Annotated in this window: 16 protein-coding genes and 3 pseudogenes; 8 read left to right on the top strand and 11 right to left on the bottom strand. The window is 41.1% G+C overall.

Annotation, left to right across the window (positions count from 1 at the left end; translation table 11 throughout):
• Positions 1-183: 183 nt before the first annotated feature.
• Entirely contained in the window at positions 184-891 is a 708-nt protein-coding gene (gene aqpZ / locus ACE1SE_RS12450; RefSeq protein ID WP_374051165.1) for an aquaporin Z, read from the top strand.
• Between the two features lie 33 nt (positions 892-924).
• A complete protein-coding gene (locus tag ACE1SE_RS12445; RefSeq protein ID WP_374051164.1) occupies positions 925-1,191 on the top strand; it encodes a GNAT family N-acetyltransferase in 267 nt (88 codons plus the stop codon).
• Between the two features lie 92 nt (positions 1,192-1,283).
• Here ACE1SE_RS12445 and ACE1SE_RS12440 read toward each other — a convergent pair whose 3' ends face one another.
• Positions 1,284-1,418 carry an ATP-dependent Clp protease proteolytic subunit gene (locus tag ACE1SE_RS12440; protein ID WP_374053664.1) on the bottom strand — a complete coding sequence of 45 codons (135 nt, stop codon included), beginning with the start codon at positions 1,416-1,418 and terminating at the stop codon, positions 1,284-1,286.
• A 3-nt stretch (positions 1,419-1,421) separates the two neighbouring features.
• Positions 1,422-1,553: pseudogene (locus tag ACE1SE_RS12435) on the bottom strand (ATP-dependent Clp protease proteolytic subunit); the annotation flags it as partial.
• Positions 1,554-2,082: 529 nt separating this feature from the next.
• Here ACE1SE_RS12435 and pvcA point away from each other — a divergent pair.
• The 3 genes from pvcA to ACE1SE_RS12420 are packed head-to-tail and all read left to right on the top strand — an operon-like array spanning position 2,083 to position 5,308.
• Positions 2,083-3,081 (top strand): L-tyrosine isonitrile synthase, encoded by a 999-nt coding sequence (gene pvcA / locus ACE1SE_RS12430; protein WP_374051163.1) that lies wholly within the window; start codon positions 2,083-2,085, stop codon positions 3,079-3,081.
• 43 nt (positions 3,082-3,124) lie between these two features.
• Positions 3,125-3,997 (top strand): tyrosine isonitrile desaturase/decarboxylase, encoded by an 873-nt coding sequence (pvcB, locus tag ACE1SE_RS12425; protein ID WP_374051162.1) that lies wholly within the window; start codon positions 3,125-3,127, stop codon positions 3,995-3,997.
• A 30-nt stretch (positions 3,998-4,027) separates the two neighbouring features.
• On the top strand, positions 4,028-5,308 hold the full coding sequence (locus ACE1SE_RS12420; protein ID WP_374051161.1) for a rhabduscin glycosyltransferase: 1,281 nt from the start codon (positions 4,028-4,030) through the stop codon (positions 5,306-5,308).
• 67 nt (positions 5,309-5,375) lie between these two features.
• Here ACE1SE_RS12420 and ACE1SE_RS12415 read toward each other — a convergent pair whose 3' ends face one another.
• Together ACE1SE_RS12415 and ACE1SE_RS12410 are read right to left on the bottom strand one after the other, a co-directional pair.
• On the bottom strand, positions 5,376-5,957 hold the full coding sequence (locus ACE1SE_RS12415; protein ID WP_374051160.1) for a YceI family protein: 582 nt from the start codon (positions 5,955-5,957) through the stop codon (positions 5,376-5,378).
• 21 nt (positions 5,958-5,978) lie between these two features.
• Positions 5,979-6,533: a cytochrome b gene (locus ACE1SE_RS12410; RefSeq protein WP_374051159.1), complete on the bottom strand. Its 555-nt coding sequence runs from the start codon at positions 6,531-6,533 to the stop codon at positions 5,979-5,981.
• A 254-nt stretch (positions 6,534-6,787) separates the two neighbouring features.
• Between ACE1SE_RS12410 and ACE1SE_RS12405 the strand changes: the two genes are divergently transcribed.
• Positions 6,788-7,417: a glutathione S-transferase family protein gene (locus ACE1SE_RS12405; protein ID WP_374051158.1), complete on the top strand. Its 630-nt coding sequence runs from the start codon at positions 6,788-6,790 to the stop codon at positions 7,415-7,417.
• A 390-nt stretch (positions 7,418-7,807) separates the two neighbouring features.
• On the opposite strand, the gene ACE1SE_RS12400 is transcribed toward ACE1SE_RS12405, so the two are convergent.
• Genes ACE1SE_RS12400 through prpB (ACE1SE_RS12385) form a run of 4 tightly spaced genes read right to left on the bottom strand, consistent with a single transcriptional unit; the run spans position 7,808 to position 13,297 of the window.
• The gene (locus ACE1SE_RS12400; RefSeq protein ID WP_374051157.1) at positions 7,808-9,700 is read right to left on the bottom strand and encodes a propionate--CoA ligase; all 1,893 of its coding nucleotides are present in this window, start codon (positions 9,698-9,700) and stop codon (positions 7,808-7,810) included.
• Positions 9,701-9,736: 36 nt separating this feature from the next.
• The gene (locus ACE1SE_RS12395; RefSeq protein WP_374051156.1) at positions 9,737-11,188 is read right to left on the bottom strand and encodes a bifunctional 2-methylcitrate dehydratase/aconitate hydratase; all 1,452 of its coding nucleotides are present in this window, start codon (positions 11,186-11,188) and stop codon (positions 9,737-9,739) included.
• 38 nt (positions 11,189-11,226) lie between these two features.
• Positions 11,227-12,399, bottom strand: a complete 1,173-nt coding sequence (gene prpC / locus ACE1SE_RS12390; RefSeq protein ID WP_374051155.1) for a bifunctional 2-methylcitrate synthase/citrate synthase — start codon at positions 12,397-12,399, stop codon at positions 11,227-11,229.
• Positions 12,392-13,297 carry a methylisocitrate lyase gene (prpB, locus tag ACE1SE_RS12385; protein WP_374051154.1) on the bottom strand — a complete coding sequence of 302 codons (906 nt, stop codon included), beginning with the start codon at positions 13,295-13,297 and terminating at the stop codon, positions 12,392-12,394. Before prpB (ACE1SE_RS12385) ends, prpC begins: the two co-directional genes overlap by 8 nt.
• A 300-nt stretch (positions 13,298-13,597) precedes the next feature.
• Between prpB (ACE1SE_RS12385) and prpR the strand changes: the two genes are divergently transcribed.
• On the top strand, positions 13,598-15,241 hold the full coding sequence (gene prpR / locus ACE1SE_RS12380) for a propionate catabolism operon regulatory protein PrpR (RefSeq protein ID WP_374051153.1): 1,644 nt from the start codon (positions 13,598-13,600) through the stop codon (positions 15,239-15,241).
• A gap of 53 nt (positions 15,242-15,294) precedes the next feature.
• Here prpR and ACE1SE_RS12375 read toward each other — a convergent pair whose 3' ends face one another.
• From ACE1SE_RS12375 to prpB (ACE1SE_RS12365), 3 genes and pseudogenes are all read right to left on the bottom strand, one after another.
• Positions 15,295-16,497, bottom strand: coding sequence for a hypothetical protein (locus tag ACE1SE_RS12375; RefSeq protein ID WP_374051152.1), 1,203 nt, complete (start codon positions 16,495-16,497; stop codon positions 15,295-15,297).
• Between the two features lie 446 nt (positions 16,498-16,943).
• A pseudogene (locus tag ACE1SE_RS12370) lies at positions 16,944-17,219 on the bottom strand (IS30 family transposase); the annotation flags it as partial.
• Positions 17,215-17,307, bottom strand: a pseudogene (gene prpB / locus ACE1SE_RS12365) (methylisocitrate lyase); the annotation flags it as partial. The pseudogenes ACE1SE_RS12370 and prpB (ACE1SE_RS12365), both read right to left, overlap by 5 nt.
• Positions 17,308-17,435: 128 nt before the next feature.
• On the opposite strand from prpB (ACE1SE_RS12365), the gene ACE1SE_RS12360 reads away from it, so the two are divergent.
• Entirely contained in the window at positions 17,436-17,567 is a 132-nt protein-coding gene (locus tag ACE1SE_RS12360) for a helix-turn-helix domain-containing protein (RefSeq protein ID WP_374051151.1), read from the top strand.
• The last annotated feature ends 13 nt before the right edge of the window (positions 17,568-17,580 follow it).

Genomic DNA, 17,580 nt, shown 5'->3' with positions numbered 1-17,580 from the left:
TTAAAAATGCATTTCTTCGTTGCTTATTATTAAGTTAACAATAAAGCGATCTGTAATAAACCAATTTATATTGGTTTTTTCTTTATTTTTCTGTCTGTGATTCCTTGCCCATAATTAAAAACACTAACTAAACTGTTTTTGGATTCTTTTGCATTCATGCAAATATCATTGAGGAATCGTCGAATGTTTAAAAAGTTATCGGCAGAGTTTTTAGGTACTTTTTGGTTAGTGTTTGGTGGATGTGGTAGTGCTGTTTTAGCTGCGGCATTTCCACAGCTGGGGATTGGTTTTGTGGGAGTATCTCTGGCTTTTGGTTTAACTGTGGTAACGATGGCCTATGCGGTAGGGCATATTTCAGGAGGGCATTTTAATCCGGCAGTAACATTGGGATTGTTCGCTGGCGGACGTATATCAGCTAAAGAGGTTATTCCTTATATTATTGCTCAGGTGATTGGAGGAATTGCGGCAGCCGCGGTACTGTACCTTGTCGCCAGCGGTAAAAGTGGTTTTGATGCAACGGCAAGTGGTTTTGCATCTAATGGCTATGGTGAACATTCTCCTGATGGTTTTTCATTACGAGCTGCAATTATTATTGAATTAGTATTAACCGGATTCTTCTTGATTGTCATTCTTGGAGCAACAGATAAAAATGCACCAGCAGGTTTTGCACCATTGGCTATCGGCTTAGCATTGACACTTATTCACTTAATCAGTATTCCAGTAACAAATACATCGGTTAACCCGGCAAGAAGTACTGCGGTTGCCCTTTTTCAGGGAACCTGGGCTCTGGAGCAGCTTTGGGTATTTTGGTTGGTTCCATTAATTGGTGGTGCTATCGGTGGGTTGATATACCGGACACTATTACAGAAAGAAGATTCATCCGTTAATTAATATTTCCCTCATTTTGATAAGCCATGTTATAGCATGGCTTTTTTTATTCCTTTTTATGGTGGATTTATTCACATTTCAATGTTTTCATATATTTCAGATGTATTTATTATCGATGACTATCAGAAGAAAGGGCTAGGACGTTGGTTGGTCGAATGTGTTTTACAGCATCTGATTATTCCCCATGTAAAACATGTGATGTTGGTGACTTCTAATGCAGGTTGGCTTTATCAGAAACTGGGATTTTCACCTGTCGTAGAGCAGGATTTTGTATGGACATTAGACAAAACTGAAAATACCTGAAATACCTTCATAAACGCTAATAAAGCAGGCGGTTATTGTCAGTATTTGGATAATACCGCCGATGTTATTAGCTAATAAGACTCATAATTTCATCAATATCCATGCAATTTATCCCAACGATGAGTGATCTGTCCAGCAATACCGTAATCACGGGCTTCTTCTGGTTTCATCCAGTCATTCCGAACAGTATCTTTTGTGACCTTATCAAGGGATTGATTACCAATCATCATGACCCTGGGTTTGAGAAATTTGATCGCGTCATGCCGAATATCACCTGCTTCAACGTACCTACTTTGGCTATTGATAAATATTTTTATTGGATCATTACTAATTTCCTGCACAATTATCAATTGTGTCATTACATTTTTAGCAAGTGACTAACTAATTTCCCTAAAAATAATAACGCACCGTAATTTAATGAGTCGATTTTGAGTATATGAGATTGCTGTTATTTTTTTATTATCTATTTGTAAATCCGCAGTGCATTATTTTTTATCCTGTGATAAATAATGTTAGATATATAAATAATATGGCTTTAAAAAATAATGTTTTCTAAAAATTTTGAACTTTATTTCGGTTTTGTAACATCATCAAAAAAATTGAATTATTTTTTTAAAAAAATTTAATTTATTTGTGGAATTATAATGATATATATTTATGTCCATGATTTCCTAGAGTTTTATATTATGTATAATAAAATAAGATAAAATAAAAAACTCAGTATATTTATAGTTGGGTTTGGTTGTATATTGTCATTTTTCTGCTGTGAGTTTTATTTCGATATTTATATGTTCAAAGCATGTGAGTTAATGTTTTATGCTCAGCAATATCTGTAAATTGCTAACTGTATTAATTGGCTGTGATGTAAATGTAATAAATTAGGAATGAATTATGGAACGTCTTGACATAGAAGAAGTGTCTAACAAAATTCTACATGAATTATTGCAGTATCGACGTCGTTTCCCTGAATCTGAACATACACTTCAATATGAAGAAAAAAAGGTTTCTGAGGTTCAGTTGCCACGTATCCGTGCATTTGTGGAGCAAGGGAAACCTATTGAATGTATTTTACCTGCATTTCCGACAAAATCCCCCAATCCTAGAAAAGTCTTGGGTAAAATGCCGGATATGGCAGAAAAATTATCACTGATTTTTCTAAATTCCCTTTGTCAGCGTATTCAGCTTTATTATCCACCTGGGGCAAATATTGTTATTTGTTCTGATGGGCATGTTTTTAGTGATCTTATTCTTGTCGATGATGACACAATTACCCATTATCAATTAGAAATTGAAAAGTTGCTGCATGAACTGGGCGCGACTCATCTTTCAGTTTTTAATCTTGGTAACGTTGAATCACTAACTCAATATACTAATGATTACGATCAACTGCGTGAATTATTGGTCAGTCGTTATGCCTCTTCAATAGAGGAAATTAAGGAAGAACTCAAAAAAACTGAAGAAGGTATTCAATTATATCGGGCGATTACTCGTTTTCTTTATGAAGATAGCTTATTACCAGAATATACAGGTTCAAAAAATGCGTTGCAAAAAGATGCACGCCAGCGCTCGGCTGGGGTTATTCAACGTAGTTGGGCGTGGGGTAATTTGTTGGCAGAACAGTTTCCCTTGGCGATCCGTCTTTCTATTCACCCGCAACCCGTGGACAGTATCAAAATGGGTATTCATATGATGCCGACTCGGGATGATTGGTTGACGCCGTGGCACGGTGTGGCGGCCAACATTAACGGCCAGTTTGTACTGATGAAAAGTGATGAAGTGAAAAAGATGAATGGAAAGCTGATCGAAATTCGGGGTGTTCCAAGCCATTACCTGATTGAAACGCCATCTGAAGAAAACCTGCAAACAGAATTCCAAACGGCGACAGCATAAGCAGAATAACCACGTGGCATCCCGTATTTTAGAGAGAAAAATCATGAATACCTATGAACTTGATTGTCATATTGAGGCGATGAAACCTTTTGGCGTATTTATTACGCCCAATTACCCTGATCAGGATATTACCACATTGTCAGTTGATGCTTTGCGTGAATTAGCTCGTACTCATCTGCTGGTTGTATTGCGTGGTTTTCAATCCGGTTTTACGGATAAAGAGAAATTGGCGGAATATTCTGGTCGTTGGGGTGAAATCATGATGTGGCCATTTGGTGCTGTATTGGATGTTATGGAGCACCCAGAACCGTCTGACCATGTTATGGACAGCGGTAATTTGCCGTTGCATTGGGATGGTATGTATAGAGAAACAATTCCTGAATTTCAGCTATTTCACTGTGTTTCTGCTCCCGAAGCGGCTCAAGGAGGGCGCACCACATTTGTCAACACTGAACAATTGATTCTTGATGCCAGTGATGAAGAGCGTAATACATGGAAAAATACCACCATTACTTACCGTACAAGCCGAGTAACACATTATGGCGGTGAAGTGACTTCACCATTGGTTTGTTCTCACCCAGACGGCAAAAAATGGGTGATGCGTTACAATGAGCCAATGGGTAAAGAAGACATGAAATATGCTGATCATCACGCTTTGAAGATAGATGGCAAGTCACAGGAAGAGCAACAAGCCCTTGAGGAAACATTGTATAACCGATTGTATGATCCACGTTATTTCTATGCTCATCAATGGCAGTCTGGTGACATTGCGATTTGCGATAACTTCACTTTATTACATGGGCGTGAAGCTTTTATTTCCCGTTCTCCGCGCCATATTCAACGGGTACATATCCACGGCGTGCCTGTGTGTAAAAATCACAGCTTCCGCACTATTTCTGTTTCCAGTGCTGATTGAGTAGAAGTTGCCTTGAAGGAGGCTTGATTAATGTCTCGTATTGTTTTAGCTGCTATTGCAACGCCTGGCCATGTTTTTCCAATATTCACTATTGCGGAACATTTAATAGGGCAGGGACATGATGTCACCATATTCAGTGGATCCCTGTTTCAACAGCAAACGGAAGCATTGGGAGCCACTTTTGTTCCTTTCGATGAGCAAGTGGATATTGATTACCGTTGTTTGGAAAAATATTTTCCTGAACGGGCAGAACTTCCACCAGGAAATGCCCAGATGGCGCTGGCGTTAAGGCAATTTTTTGCCGCACCTATTCCTGTGTTGTCGAAACAATTGCTGCAAGTTATCGACGAGGGACAAGCTGATCTGTTGATTATCGATAATACTTTTTATGCCGTGCTACCGTTATTGCAGAAACCGGTTGAAAAACGTATCTCTGTCATTGCTGTTGGTGTTACTCCACTGGCGTGGTCAACAAAGGATGCCATATTCTGGGGGGCTCGGATACCACCTGAATTATTGCCTGCTGATTTGACACGCGAGCAATTAGTCGATGAGGAAACGCACCAATTAATTGAGCAGGTCAGGGCAGCATTCAATCAGTCGCTTGCGGCGGTGGATTGTCCCCCACTGACAACGGATCACAATGATGTTTTGATGAGCGGAGTTGATCGCTTCTTACAATTGGCAACTCAATCATTTGAATTTTCTCGTGATGATTTACCAGAATCGGTGGATTTTATCGGATCGCTGCCGGTGAAAGTGGAAGATGATAAAACGCAAATCAGTTGGCCGGATGAAAGCTTGCCGTTGATCCTGGTGACTCAGGGAACATTGGCTAATGTTGATTTTAATCAACTAATCTTACCCACATTGCGTGGATTGGCCACTTTGCCGGTTCGGATATTGGCGATTACAGGCGGTCGTTCTATCGATATCCTGGGCAACGATCTTCCAGAGAATGCCAGAGTGGTAGAGTATCTCAATTTTGAACACTGGCTTCCCAGAGCATCAATTTTTATTACTAATGGTGGTTATGGTTCTCTAAATTCAGCCATTCGTCATGGAGTGCCTTTGGTGGTCGCTGGAACAGGAGATGGTAAATTAGAAGCTGTCGCCCGTGTTATCTGGTCACGTTGTGGTATCAGTTTGCATACTGATACACCAGATGAGCAACAATTATATCAGGCAGTGACAAGGATATTATCTTCCCCGATATGGCACCAGCAGTCACAGATCATTAAGGCAGATTATGATGCCCATAACGCCTTGGCATCAATAACACACCACGTTAATGAATTGATTGCCCAATAGATATTATGTTTGTCTGAAACAGGGTAAATGGAACGCGGTACGTTTTTCTTACCGCGTTCTTTTATGATTAGGCTTTTTCTCGCACGCCTTCAACGGAAATGATCAGTTCGACTTCCTGAGATTTTGGCCCCAGATCTTCTTTGATATTAAAGTCTTTTAATTTGAGTTTGCCTGTTGCCTCAAAACCAGCGCGGTATTCCCCCCACGGGTCGTTTCCTGCATTGATCAATTTTGCATCCAGTGTGACAGGCTTGGTCACGCCATTTAATGTGAGATTTCCGGTAATAAGATAATGTTCACCTTCTTTCTTAACATTCGTTGATGTGAATTTAGCTTCAGGATACTTATTACTGTTCAAAAAGTTAGCGCCACGTAAATGTTTGTCTCGTTCGGCATGTTTGGTGTCTACACTATCGGTTTTGATGACCACACTCACTTTATCGTTTGCTGGATTTTGCGGATCAAAAGTAAAGTTACCATCGAAATCTCTAAAACCACCATAAAGCCAACTAAATCCCAAATGTTGAATACGAAATTCAATAAAGGCGTGTTGGCCTATTTTATCGAATTTATAATTAGCGGCGAGTGCGCTTCCTGTGCTTATAAGCCATCCCCCTACGGTCAGGGCTATTAGCGTCTTTTTCAGCATAATAATTCTCCAAAAGTCATTTTAATTTGGTTTGTAACCAAACATTCTTTTTAGGGTGGTATCACGATCAATAAAGTGGTGTTTCAGTGCAGCAAGCCCATGTAATAGGGAGAGCACTACAACAGTCCAGGCAAGATAAAGATGAATAACGCCCGCCGTATCAGCCTGTATGCCTTGACCTGTTAAGGTTGCAGGGATTTCAAACCAGCCAAAAATGCTGATAGGTTGCCCATCGGCTGTAGAAATGAGATATCCACTAAATAGAATACCAAGTAAGGCGATATAGAGAGTAAGTTGCATTAATTGTGAACTAATGCGTATAAAAAGACTGTAGCTTGCCAAAGGTTTTGGTGGCGGCGAAATAAATCGCCATATTATCCGAATAACCATGATAATAAATAATAAACTACCTATACTTTTATGCAATTCAGGAGCACGATGATACCAGATATCGTAATAACTTAATGTAACCATCCATAATCCAAGAGCAAACATTCCATAAACAACGAGCGCTACTAGCCAGTGAATTAAAATAGAAATATGACCAAAGCTGGTGGGAGTGTTTTTGAGTGACATATTAATATTCTTATTTTTAATATAAAGATGTTTTTACAATATAGACGAGAGTTTTTAAAGTGCATAGTGAATTAATTTCTTTATTTTGTGGGGTGTTTTTTTATAATGCATTGTTTTAATAATTAATTTTAAAACGAATAACTATAATTTTATTAAGGGGATTATTTTATATGATTAACTGATTTACTATTTTAATAGGAAAATATAATGTGATTATGTAATCACTCTGTTTTATCATTATAGCGAGAAAGACGATGTATGCATTGTGGATAGCCAATAAAAATTACTCTTCCTGGTCATTGCGTCCGTGGATTTTACTCAAGGCACTGAATATTCCTTTTAATGAGAAGTTGAGCTATTTTGAAGATGGTAAAAGCAGTCGTGAGAAATTCCAGACATTTTCACCTACGGGTTTGGTTCCTTGTTTGATTGATGGCGAAATTACTGTTTGGGATTCTCTGGCAATTGTGGAATATATTGCTGAGGATCATGCGCAAGTCTGGCCATCAGATAAAACAGCCAGAGCGTGGGCGAGAAGTGCTGCTGCGGAAATGCACTCTGGTTTTGCGACATTACGTCAGCTTTGCACGATGAATTGTTCTGTCCGCACTGAGTTAAATGAAATAACCCCCGAATTGCAGTGTGATATTGAGCGAATTGATACGCTTTGGGCAGAAGGGTTAGCTAGATTTGGTGGTGAATGGCTGGCGGGAGATAAATTTACGGCTGTCGATGCGTTTTATGCTCCAGTAGCTTGCCGTGTTCAAACCTACGGATTGAAGCTTTCTGAAATTAGCCAGGAGTGGGTTAATCGTATGTTAAAACATCCAGCAATGATGGAATGGGTAGAGTCTGCACTAAGGGAACCCAAAATAGCACATTAATTCACATTTTATGAATGAAATTATGATTCAGGGTGCTTTGTGTGCCCTGATTTAATAAAGGAGAAAAACTGTTCAATTATGTCGTTATTTGATGTATCTGATGCAGTGAAATATAAAAATTTTATTTATATATTATTAAATTTAGTAGATCTATTATAGTCGTTAACCTTTTATTCATTCATGTTAGCAGTTGTCTAATCAAATTTAACTACCATTGCATTTTAAAAATCAACAAACAGAAGCGTTAATCTATTTATCTGGATAAAAAAAGCTCCGTGTAGGAACGGAGCGAGAATGGGTAAAAGTAGCTGGGAAAATGTAGTACAAAGGTATAATAACTCTGCAGCATTAAATGCGGATTAAACAAAGAAGAGATGAGTATATGAGTGCTTAATGGGAAATTGCCTCTCGAATGGCTTCCAGTGAAGCGGGGTTTTCAATCAGGGCAATATCGCCTGGCTCACGTCCTTCACAAATGGCCTGCATGGTGCGGCGCAACATTTTTCCTGAACGAGTTTTCGGTAATTGCGTCACAAAATAGACGCGTGCCGGACGTCCGACGCTGCCAATTTTCTTATCTACCAATTCCATCAATGCCTTTTCTAGTATGGCAAAATGGTCAGCATTCTGAATTTCTCGTCCTTCTTTGAGGACAGCAAAAGCTACTGCAGCTTGCCCTTTTACTTCATCTTTGATACCAATGACGGCCACTTCGGCAACATCTGCGTGGCTGGCGATGCACTCTTCAATCTCCCGCGTTCCTAAACGGTGGCCGGAAACATTAATCACATCATCCGAACGTCCCAGAATAAAATAATAACCATCGCTGTCACGAATCCCCCAGTCAAATGTCGAATAGACTTGTTGGTCAAAGTGACTCCAGTAAGTATTAATGAAACGAGGATCGTCACCATAGATAGTCTGAATACAACCTGGAGGCAAGGGACCTCTGATGACCAGCATGCCTTTTTCATTATCACCACATTCCTGACCAGTCAGTTCGTTGAGCAGTTTGACGTTAAAACCGTACATGGGAAAGCCTGTGCTACCAAAACGGCTTGGCCTGTCATCCAGACTACGTGCAATTGCCATAATGGGCCAGCCGGTTTCAGTTTGCCAGTAATTATCAATGACAGGTACGTTAATGGCTTCGGCAACCCAACGGGCAGTATGTTCATCAAGGGGTTCTCCCGCTAAATAGAGTGTTTCAAGCGATGAGATATCATATTTGGCGATAAAATCTGTAGGATATTTTTTCAGAACGCGGATTGCCGTAGGGGCAGAAAACATTCTAGTGACACGGTATTTTTCGACAATTTGCCACCAAATGCCCGCGTCTGGGCGTATCGGGAGACCTTCATACATGATCGTTGCCATGCCGGCGATCAAGGGCGCATAGATAATATAAGAGTGTCCGACAACCCAGCCAATATCCGATGTACAGAAAAAAACGCCACCAGCATTACCACCAAAAATAACGTCCATTGATGTCGCCAGCGCTACGGCATAACCGCCGACATCACGTTGAACCCCTTTCGGGGTTCCGGTTGTACCTGATGTATAGAGCACACAAGAAGTTTCATTGGATTCGAGCCATGTGACAGGAACTTCTGCATCAAGATGCTTCTGCCGTAATGTAGCAAAATCGACGTCCCTGCCATTCACCCAATTAATATCGGCCAGCCCGCGATCAACCATTAAAACATAGCGTGGTTTGTGCTTGGCTAACCCAATCGCTTCATCAAGCAGTGGCTTATAGGGGATGATTTTTCCTCCACGCGAACCAGCATCTGCTGAGACGACTAAAACCGGTTCAGCGTTATCCAGTCGGGTAGCGAGGCTGTGGGAAGCAAACCCACCAAATACGACGGAATGAATTGCCCCAATACGGGCGCAAGCCAGTAAAATAAATAGGGCTTCGGCCACCATTGGCATATAAACAACGACCCGATCGCCTTTTTTTACGCCAAGTGACAACATGATAGCGGCGGCTCGATTCACTTCCCGATGTAATTCTTTATAGGTGAAAACTCGCTCGCTATTGGTTTTAGTTTCCGTTGAAATGGCAATCAGTGCCTTGGCATCGGGTTGGCTTTCCAGCCAGCGGTCTAGTGCGTTGTAGCAGAGATTAGTTTTTCCTCCACAAAACCAACGGGCAAACGGAGGGTGACTATGATCCAGTGCCTGCTCAAAAGGCTGTTGCCAGTGAATGCGTTTGGCCTGTTCTGCCCAGAAAGTATCGGGATCATCAATTGAATGCTGATAGAAATCCTGGAATGACATAATCTCTCCTACATTCATCTCTCAAGGGTATACAAATTATATGACATACAAATCAAGGTATTCGTTTACCGGGATGTCTCTTAATGACATCAGGTCAAGAGATACCGCTAAAATTTTTTGTTGCTGCTCTTGCGGGAAGCGACGCGCCAGATTGATTTTGAATTTCTCCTCTAATAGCGGAATGCCATCTTTACGGCGACGAGCATGTCCAATCGGGAATTCAATTTTAACTTCGTCCAATTGAGTGCCATCGGTGAATGTCAAAGTCAGGGCATTGGCGATGGAGCGTTTTTCGGGATCATGATAGTCACGGGTGAAATCGGGGTCTTCGACGCAGACTATTTTTTCCCGCAAGGTGTCAATGCGTGGATCGGCAGCGATATCATCTTCATAATCCGCAGCCGTCAGACGACCAAAAATCAGAGGAATGGCAACCATATATTGGATGCAGTGATCCCGGTCTGCGGGATTATTCAATGGTCCCTGTTTATCAATAATTCTGATACAGGCTTCGTGGGTACGGATAGTGATTTGGGCAATATCTTCAATGCTCTTGCCGTGTTCTTTCAGTTGTTGATGCAAGATCATTGCTGCTTCTACGGCTGTTTGTGAATGGAATTCTGCTGGGAAAGAGATTTTGAACAGTACATTTTCCATGACATAAGAACCATAAGGGCGCTGGAATTCGAATGGCTGGCCATTGAACAAGACGTCGTAAAATCCCCAGGTTTTGGCTGTCAATGCGGAGGGATAGCCCATTTCGCCTGTTTGGGCTATCAGAGCCAGACGTACAGCACGGGAAGTTGCATCTCCCGCCGCCCAGGATTTGCGAGAGCCAGTATTGGGGGCATGGCGGTAAGTTCTCAAGGATTGTCCATCAACCCAGGCCAATGAAACCGCACTGAATATTTCTTCACGTTTCAGCCCTAACAGTTGAGCAACAACCGCCGTGGAAGCCACTTTGACTAAAATGACGTGATCCAGACCAACTTTATTGAAAGCATTTTCCAATGCCAGACAGCCCTGAATTTCATGCGCTTTAATCATCGCTGTCAGAACATCCCACATAGTGAGTGGTTTTTCTTCGCGGGCAATTGCATTTCTTGACAACCAGTCGGCGGTGGCAAGTATTCCGCCAAGATTATCAGAAGGATGTCCCCATTCGGCCGCCAGCCAGGTGTCATTGAAATCAAGCCAGCGAATCATGGCACCAATGTTAAATGCAGCCTGAACGGGATCGAGCTGAAATTGGGTGCCTGGTACGCGCGCACCATTAAGCACCGTTGTTCCCGGCACAATTGGCCCTAATAGTTTTGTGCAGGCGGGGTATTCGAGTGCTTCTAATCCACAACCCAGAGTATCTATCAGGCAGTGGTGGGCTGTAGCGTAAGCAATTGGGGATGTAATGATGTAGTCCATGACATAATCCACAATATCTACAATCACCTGATCGTAATCAGGGCGGTTTTTAACAACAGAGGTAGACATAATCAATCCTTAAATCGTGTTATTTGTAAATCAGATTATTAACGTTGTTCAATCGGTATAAATGCTAAATTTTCAGGGCCAATATAGTTAGCGGATGGACGGATGATTTTGTTATCAATACGCTGTTCAATAATGTGAGCGGCCCAACCAGATGTACGGGCAATCACAAACAGCGGGGTAAACATGGCAGTAGGAACCCCCATCATGTAATAGGAAACCGCAGAGAACCAATCAAGATTCGGGAACATTTTCTTGTTATCCCACATCACGGATTCAATTCGATCGGCAATGCTATACATTTGGGTTGTACCTGCTTCTTGGGAAAGTTGCAGGGCAATTTCTTTAATGACCTTATGGCGGGGATCGGAGACGGTATAAACCGGATGACCGAAACCGATAATAACTTCTTTTCTTTCCAAACGGGCCAGAATGTCGGCCTCGGCTTGCGCAGGAGTGTCATAGCGTTGTTGGATTTCAAACGAAACTTCATTGGCCCCACCATGCTTTGGTCCACGCAAGGCTCCTATCCCACCAATAAGGGCAGAGTAAATATCCGATCCCGTACCTGCGATTACTCGGCTGGTAAAAGTAGACGCATTAAATTCATGCTCGGCGTACAAGATCAGGGAAGTTTGCATGGCTTTTTCCCATGATCCCCGTGGTTTTTGACCATGCAAGAGATGGAGAAAGTGCCCGCCAATGGAGTCATCATCGGTTTCCACTTCAATGCGGCGGCCATTATGGCTGTAGTGATACCAATAAAGCAGTATTGAACTGAGAGAGGCGAGTAAACGATCAGCAATATCGCGGGCACCGGCCAGGTTGTGATCTTCTTTTTCTGGCAAAGTACAACCCAGTACAGAAACGCCAGTACGCATGACATCCATAGGATGTGCTACCGCAGGCAGTGCTTCCAATGCGGCTTTGACACTGCTAGGCAGGCCACGTAAGGATTTCAATTTGTTTTTGTAGGAGGCTAGTTCTGCGTGGGAAGGGAGCTTGCCATAGATGAGAAGATAAGCGACCTCTTCAAACTCGCAATGGGCGGCCAAATCGAGAATATCATAGCCACGGTAATGTAAATCATTGCCATTTTTGCCAACGGTACAGAGCGCTGTATTACCTGCTGTAACGCCGGACAGGGCAACTGATTTTTTGGGTTTAAATGGTGTAGATTCAGAGACTCTCGTTGCCGTATTCTGCTTACTCATGAGTATCACCTCTGCTAGTTTTCTGGGAAAACAGGGCATCCAGTTTTCGTTCAAAATCGTAGTAGTTGATGCTTTCATAAAGTTCATTACGGGTTTGCATCGTATCGATGACATTTTTCTGTGTGCCATCCCGACGCAAAGCGGTATAGACCTGTTCGGCAGCTTTATTCATAGCCCGAAATGCCGATAGAGGATAAAGGGCAATGGCGACGTTTACGCTCCTTAATTCTTTGATTGTAAAGAGCGGTGTCGCACCGAATTCGGTAATATTCGCTAAAACAGGAACCTGCGTTTTGGTTGCGAATTTCTGATACATATGCAACTCGGTGATCGCTTCAGGAAATAGCATATCGGCGCCGGCTTCGATATAAGCTGCGGCCCTGTCCAGTGCTGCATCCAACCCTTCTACTGCCAGTGCATCTGTGCGGGCCATAATGACAAAATGCTCATCGGTACGGGCGTCAACAGCAGCCTTAATGCGATCTACCATTTCCTGCTTGGAAACAATTTCTTTATTTGGACGATGACCACAACGTTTGGCACCGACCTGATCTTCAATATGAACACCTGCGGCTCCTGCTTTTATAATAGACCGGATTGTGCGGGCGACATTAAACGCTGAGGAACCGAATCCAATATCAGCATCGACAAGCAGTGGTAAGTCACAGACGTCAGTAATGCGACGGATATCAATCAACACATCATCCAGTGTAGAGATCCCCAAATCGGGTAACCCCAGCGAACCCGCAGAAACCCCCCCGCCTGAAAGGTAAATAGCCTTGTAGCCCGCCCGTTTTGCCAGCAATGCATGGTTTGCATTGATGGTTCCGACAACTTGTAACGGAGATTCAGCCTCTATTGCTTGACGAAAAGCCAAACCAGCGGAAGAAAATGCCATACATAACCTCTTTGTTGTCAAAATGAAATCAATTTGTGTTTAATTGTTGCTATAAAAAGATAAAGCAAGATTTATGCCAATACTTGGAAAATGGAGATGTGAGCCAATAGGGACATAAAAAACACATTGTTTTTATTATCTAAATTAATTGGGCGGATAAGTTTTGATTGATAAATGGTTACTATTTAGCTATTGGCTATAATGTATATTTGTTTCATATTGAATCAATTGTGTTTCATTTTGTTTCAAATTTTGGTGATGAAACAGAAGGTGAGATTAACAAAATATATGGGAGGAAATATGGCATCAGTACACTCAGGGGAGCGTGATAACAATAAACCGGTCATCTGGACAGTCTCTGTTTCCAGACTTTTTGATCTTTTTCGTGATATTACGCCGGAATTTGATCACCAAGCTAATATCACGCCGATTCAGTTGGGTTTTGAGCGTGCGGTTCAACATATTCGCAAGCGACTGGAAACCGAACACTGTGATGCTGTGATTTGCGCGGGATCTAATGGGGCCTATTTAAAAAGCCGTTTATCTGTACCGGTGATTATTGCCAAAGCCAGCGGATTCGATTTTATGCAGGCATTGGCTCGTGCCCGACAAATCAGTTCCCGAATTGGTGTCATTACCTACCAGAATACTTTGCCTGCATTAGAAGAATTTCAGCAGCGTTTCAATTTGCGCATTGAACAACGCAGTTATGTCACAGAGGAAGATGCCAGGACGCAGGTCAATGCGTTGAAGGCGATGGGTATCAAAGTGATTGTAGGGGCAGGATTGATTACCGATCTTACTTATGAAGCTGAGTTAGTGGGGATTTTTGTCTATTCAGCGGATTCCATTCGGCAGGCATTTCAAGATGCTTTGGAGATGGCTCGAGTGAGCAAACTCAACCAAGCTGTGATTTCTCCCTATCCTGCAGAAGACAAACTACGCACACGACATACAATCAACGATATTAGAGGCAATTCTGCTGTGGTAGAACATGTGCGCAATACCATTATGCTGTACTCCCGTTCGACGGCTACGGTTTTAATTCAGGGAGAAAGTGGTACAGGAAAGGAGCTGGTGGCGCAGGCTATTCATCATGAATATACCTTGCGATATGGGCCGTTAGCGGGTAAGCATCCACGGCCGTTTGTGGCGGTTAACTGTGGAGCGATTACCGAGTCTTTGCTGGAGGCTGAACTATTTGGTTATGAGGAAGGTGCCTTCACAGGTTCACGGCGTGGTGGTCGTGCCGGGTTATTTGAAATTGCACACAGGGGAACGTTATTTCTGGATGAAATCGGTGAAATGCCGTTACCTTTGCAAACGCGGTTATTAAGGGTATTGGAAGAAAAATCTGTTGTCAGGGTTGGTGGATATCGTCCAATTGCCGTCGATGTACGGATCATCTGTGCTACACATTGTGATTTGGATACTTGGGTCAGGGAAGGGCGTTTTCGGGCAGATTTGTTCTACCGTTTAAGTGTATTGCGGATCAACGTACCCGCATTAAGGGAGAGGGGAAATGATATTAGTTTGTTGGCAATAGAGCATTTACAACGGGCTTTTGCGGTACTTAATTTACCGGTTTCTGCACCAAGGATACAAGAGCTGGCGGGGTGTCATGATGTGTTGCACACCTATCATTGGCCAGGGAATGTGCGTGAACTACGTAACTTAATGGAACGGATAGCGCTTTATTTGAGTGCGCATCCAGAACAGGCGTTAACCTCTGCATTGATATTATCACTTTCACCTGAGCATCAGCTTAACCCCGCTGTTATCAACAACAGTGTAAGAACCACCCGGGCAGAGCCATTTCCTTATACCGAAAATACGCTTTCAGTGCATGATATTGTGGCACAATTTTCAGGTAATCGACGTGCGGCAGCGGAATATTTAGGAATTAGCCGCACGACGTTATGGCGGAGGTTAAAGCAGAAGTAGGGCACATGTGTTTGAAAATAAGAGAATTAACATTGCGTTGCTAATTTCTCTTGTTAAAGATTATCAATGACCTTTTTGGCATCAGTAAATTTATCTATAGTTACCAGTTCTATATGATGATCTTTTTTACTTTCCATTAATGCGATAGCATGGTTAAGTTCTGAATAAGTAATAGGAAAATTTCTACTATTAGAACCAATATCTGTAAAATCACTATTTCTCCATTTATGATGGAAATTTTTTGCATTAATATTATTTACTTTTCTCGAATCAAGAGTGGGATGTTCTTCTGCGTAAAAAATAATTTTTTTTACAGGGGAATGTTTTTTGCTGGCCTCTTGTTCAGCCCAGTCAAGTGATTGTTTACTCAATTTTCGTATGAAAGCCAGTGAAAAACAATTCGCCATTAGATCTCCGTGTGCGAACATTTCTCTATCCTGCTCGGTAACCTCTCCCGTGTAATAACGATTGTCCCGTTCATCGATATCGTTTTTCATAGCCAAAATATTTTCAAATCCTTTCTTATCACTTTCAATAAATGCATTAAAAGCTTGAGAGGTATATGCTTTATTTCCGATGTTACAATTTCCGTAAAAAGAGCCTGTGACAAATTCACGGCTTGAACGATCCGGGTAATTTTTAGAATTGAATGCTTCTCTGATTGTATTCCTCGATAAGATATCAATATTATCTGAAGTTATGTTTAATTGGTTGTTCATTTTCTCCTTTAAAATATTCTGATTTCTTTTCTTGTTGTTTAGCGCGTTTTTTGCAAGAAATCCAGCTTGATAATTTTTGTACTCTTTATAATCTCCTGTTTTTGTTATGTTTTCTTTTCTTCTGTTTAATGTGGCACTGATTGATAGCTGAGGTAGTCTGCTTTTGAAAAAAATACTGAGGCTACGCAATAAATACTCTACGGTAGAGCTATTTATTTTATCTAAATAATGTTCTAAATTTTTTGCACCCACAGGATTTTGAGTTGAAAACAAACAATTACCCCTGATAGATTCGTAAAAATGATTAATAAGGTAACTTGGGTCTTTTTCCGAAAGAAATCTGGTTTTTCCATCGTTATGAAAAAAACGGTTAATTGAATTAATATGATTCCCCCCACCGGGAATGAGTATGTACAAGCTAAAAAGAAGATCATCCATAGTGATATAAATATCATGAGTAGATGAATTATTCATGTCAATTAAGTATTTTTTTCTATACTCTGAAAAACCATAAACAATGATAATATTTTTATTCATTTCATTACCTCTTGAAAAATGCAACAATATTTAACAATAATTGGCTTGTCCATTCTGTTGCGGTTGCTGTTTTTGATAATTAATGAAAAATTTGATTAGCTATAAATACCATTTACTTGTGTTTTTATCAACCATATAAAACATGGTGTGAAATGAAAAGTTTAGTAGTTCAATGTTGTTAGTTGGATTAGAGAGTTAATATGAATTCAATGAATTTTTATTTTATATTATCAGTGTGATATGTTCGTTACCTTGCATTTTGTAAAGAAAGAACTTAAAAATATATATTAAAATTATTTTATCCAGATCTGTCATTATAATAACAGGCTCTCTGTTTTTTCTATTGTTATCAGGTGCTAATTGATAATCAACAGATATTAATCAGTTTTTATTTGCCAATAAATTTGCATATTGTTTCTTGCATTCACATAATAAGTGCAACACCGTTATGAATGAAGTAAACGAGTGGGTATTCCTTTAAATAACTCATTCGGTGTTTTGTAATCTCGTGTTTTCCGAGGCCGTTTATTTAATCGATTGGCGACGAGATTTATTTCCCGCTCTGATACCTGATTAAAATTGGTTCCTTTTGGGAAGTCATCTCTGATTAATCCATTGGTGTTCTCATTTATTCCTCTTTCCCAAGGCGAATAAGGGGGAAAATAAATCTTTGTCTCTAAATTTTTACTGATAAGTTTGTGTTCGGCAAATTCCAATCCGTTGATCACAACGTTTGGCATCGATCTGATCTTCAATATGAACACCCGCAGCTTCTGCTTTAATCATAGAACGTATTGTGCGGGCGATATGAGGAACCGAATCCAATAGCGCTTTATTTGAGTGCTCATTCAGAACAGGTGTTAACCTCTGCATTGATATTATCACTTTCACCTGAACGCTAAACCGAGACAGTTTCTTTTATCGAAAACACACGTTCAGTGCATAATATTTCAGCACTCGATATTGTGGCGCGGTTTTCAGGTAATCGGCGTGCGGCAGCAGAATATCTGGGAATTAGCCGCACAACGTTATGGCGGAGGTTAAAGCAGGAGCAGAAAAACGTTAAGTAGAAACATTTTTCAC

This window comes from Xenorhabdus taiwanensis, assembly GCF_036512875.1.
GTDB classification, from domain to species: domain Bacteria; phylum Pseudomonadota; class Gammaproteobacteria; order Enterobacterales; family Enterobacteriaceae; genus Xenorhabdus; species Xenorhabdus taiwanensis.
This window is presented reverse-complemented; position numbering and strand designations above follow the sequence as displayed.

Coding starts and splice junctions, on each gene's coding strand:
- pvcB (WP_374051162.1), top strand. CDS start 3,125: ATGAATACCTATGAACTTGATTGTCATATTGAGGCGATGAAACCTTTT.
- prpB (WP_374051154.1), bottom strand. CDS start 13,297: ATGGCATTTTCTTCCGCTGGTTTGGCTTTTCGTCAAGCAATAGAGGCT.
- ACE1SE_RS12395 (WP_374051156.1), bottom strand. CDS start 11,188: ATGTCTACCTCTGTTGTTAAAAACCGCCCTGATTACGATCAGGTGATT.
- aqpZ (WP_374051165.1), top strand. CDS start 184: ATGTTTAAAAAGTTATCGGCAGAGTTTTTAGGTACTTTTTGGTTAGTG.
- prpR (WP_374051153.1), top strand. CDS start 13,598: ATGGCATCAGTACACTCAGGGGAGCGTGATAACAATAAACCGGTCATC.
- ACE1SE_RS12375 (WP_374051152.1), bottom strand. CDS start 16,497: ATGAATAAAAATATTATCATTGTTTATGGTTTTTCAGAGTATAGAAAA.
- pvcA (WP_374051163.1), top strand. CDS start 2,083: ATGGAACGTCTTGACATAGAAGAAGTGTCTAACAAAATTCTACATGAA.
- ACE1SE_RS12400 (WP_374051157.1), bottom strand. CDS start 9,700: ATGTCATTCCAGGATTTCTATCAGCATTCAATTGATGATCCCGATACT.
- ACE1SE_RS12410 (WP_374051159.1), bottom strand. CDS start 6,533: ATGTCACTCAAAAACACTCCCACCAGCTTTGGTCATATTTCTATTTTA.
- ACE1SE_RS12415 (WP_374051160.1), bottom strand. CDS start 5,957: ATGCTGAAAAAGACGCTAATAGCCCTGACCGTAGGGGGATGGCTTATA.
- prpC (WP_374051155.1), bottom strand. CDS start 12,399: ATGAGTAAGCAGAATACGGCAACGAGAGTCTCTGAATCTACACCATTT.
- ACE1SE_RS12420 (WP_374051161.1), top strand. CDS start 4,028: ATGTCTCGTATTGTTTTAGCTGCTATTGCAACGCCTGGCCATGTTTTT.
- ACE1SE_RS12440 (WP_374053664.1), bottom strand. CDS start 1,418: ATGATTGGTAATCAATCCCTTGATAAGGTCACAAAAGATACTGTTCGG.
- ACE1SE_RS12405 (WP_374051158.1), top strand. CDS start 6,788: ATGTATGCATTGTGGATAGCCAATAAAAATTACTCTTCCTGGTCATTG.
- ACE1SE_RS12445 (WP_374051164.1), top strand. CDS start 925: ATGGCTTTTTTTATTCCTTTTTATGGTGGATTTATTCACATTTCAATG.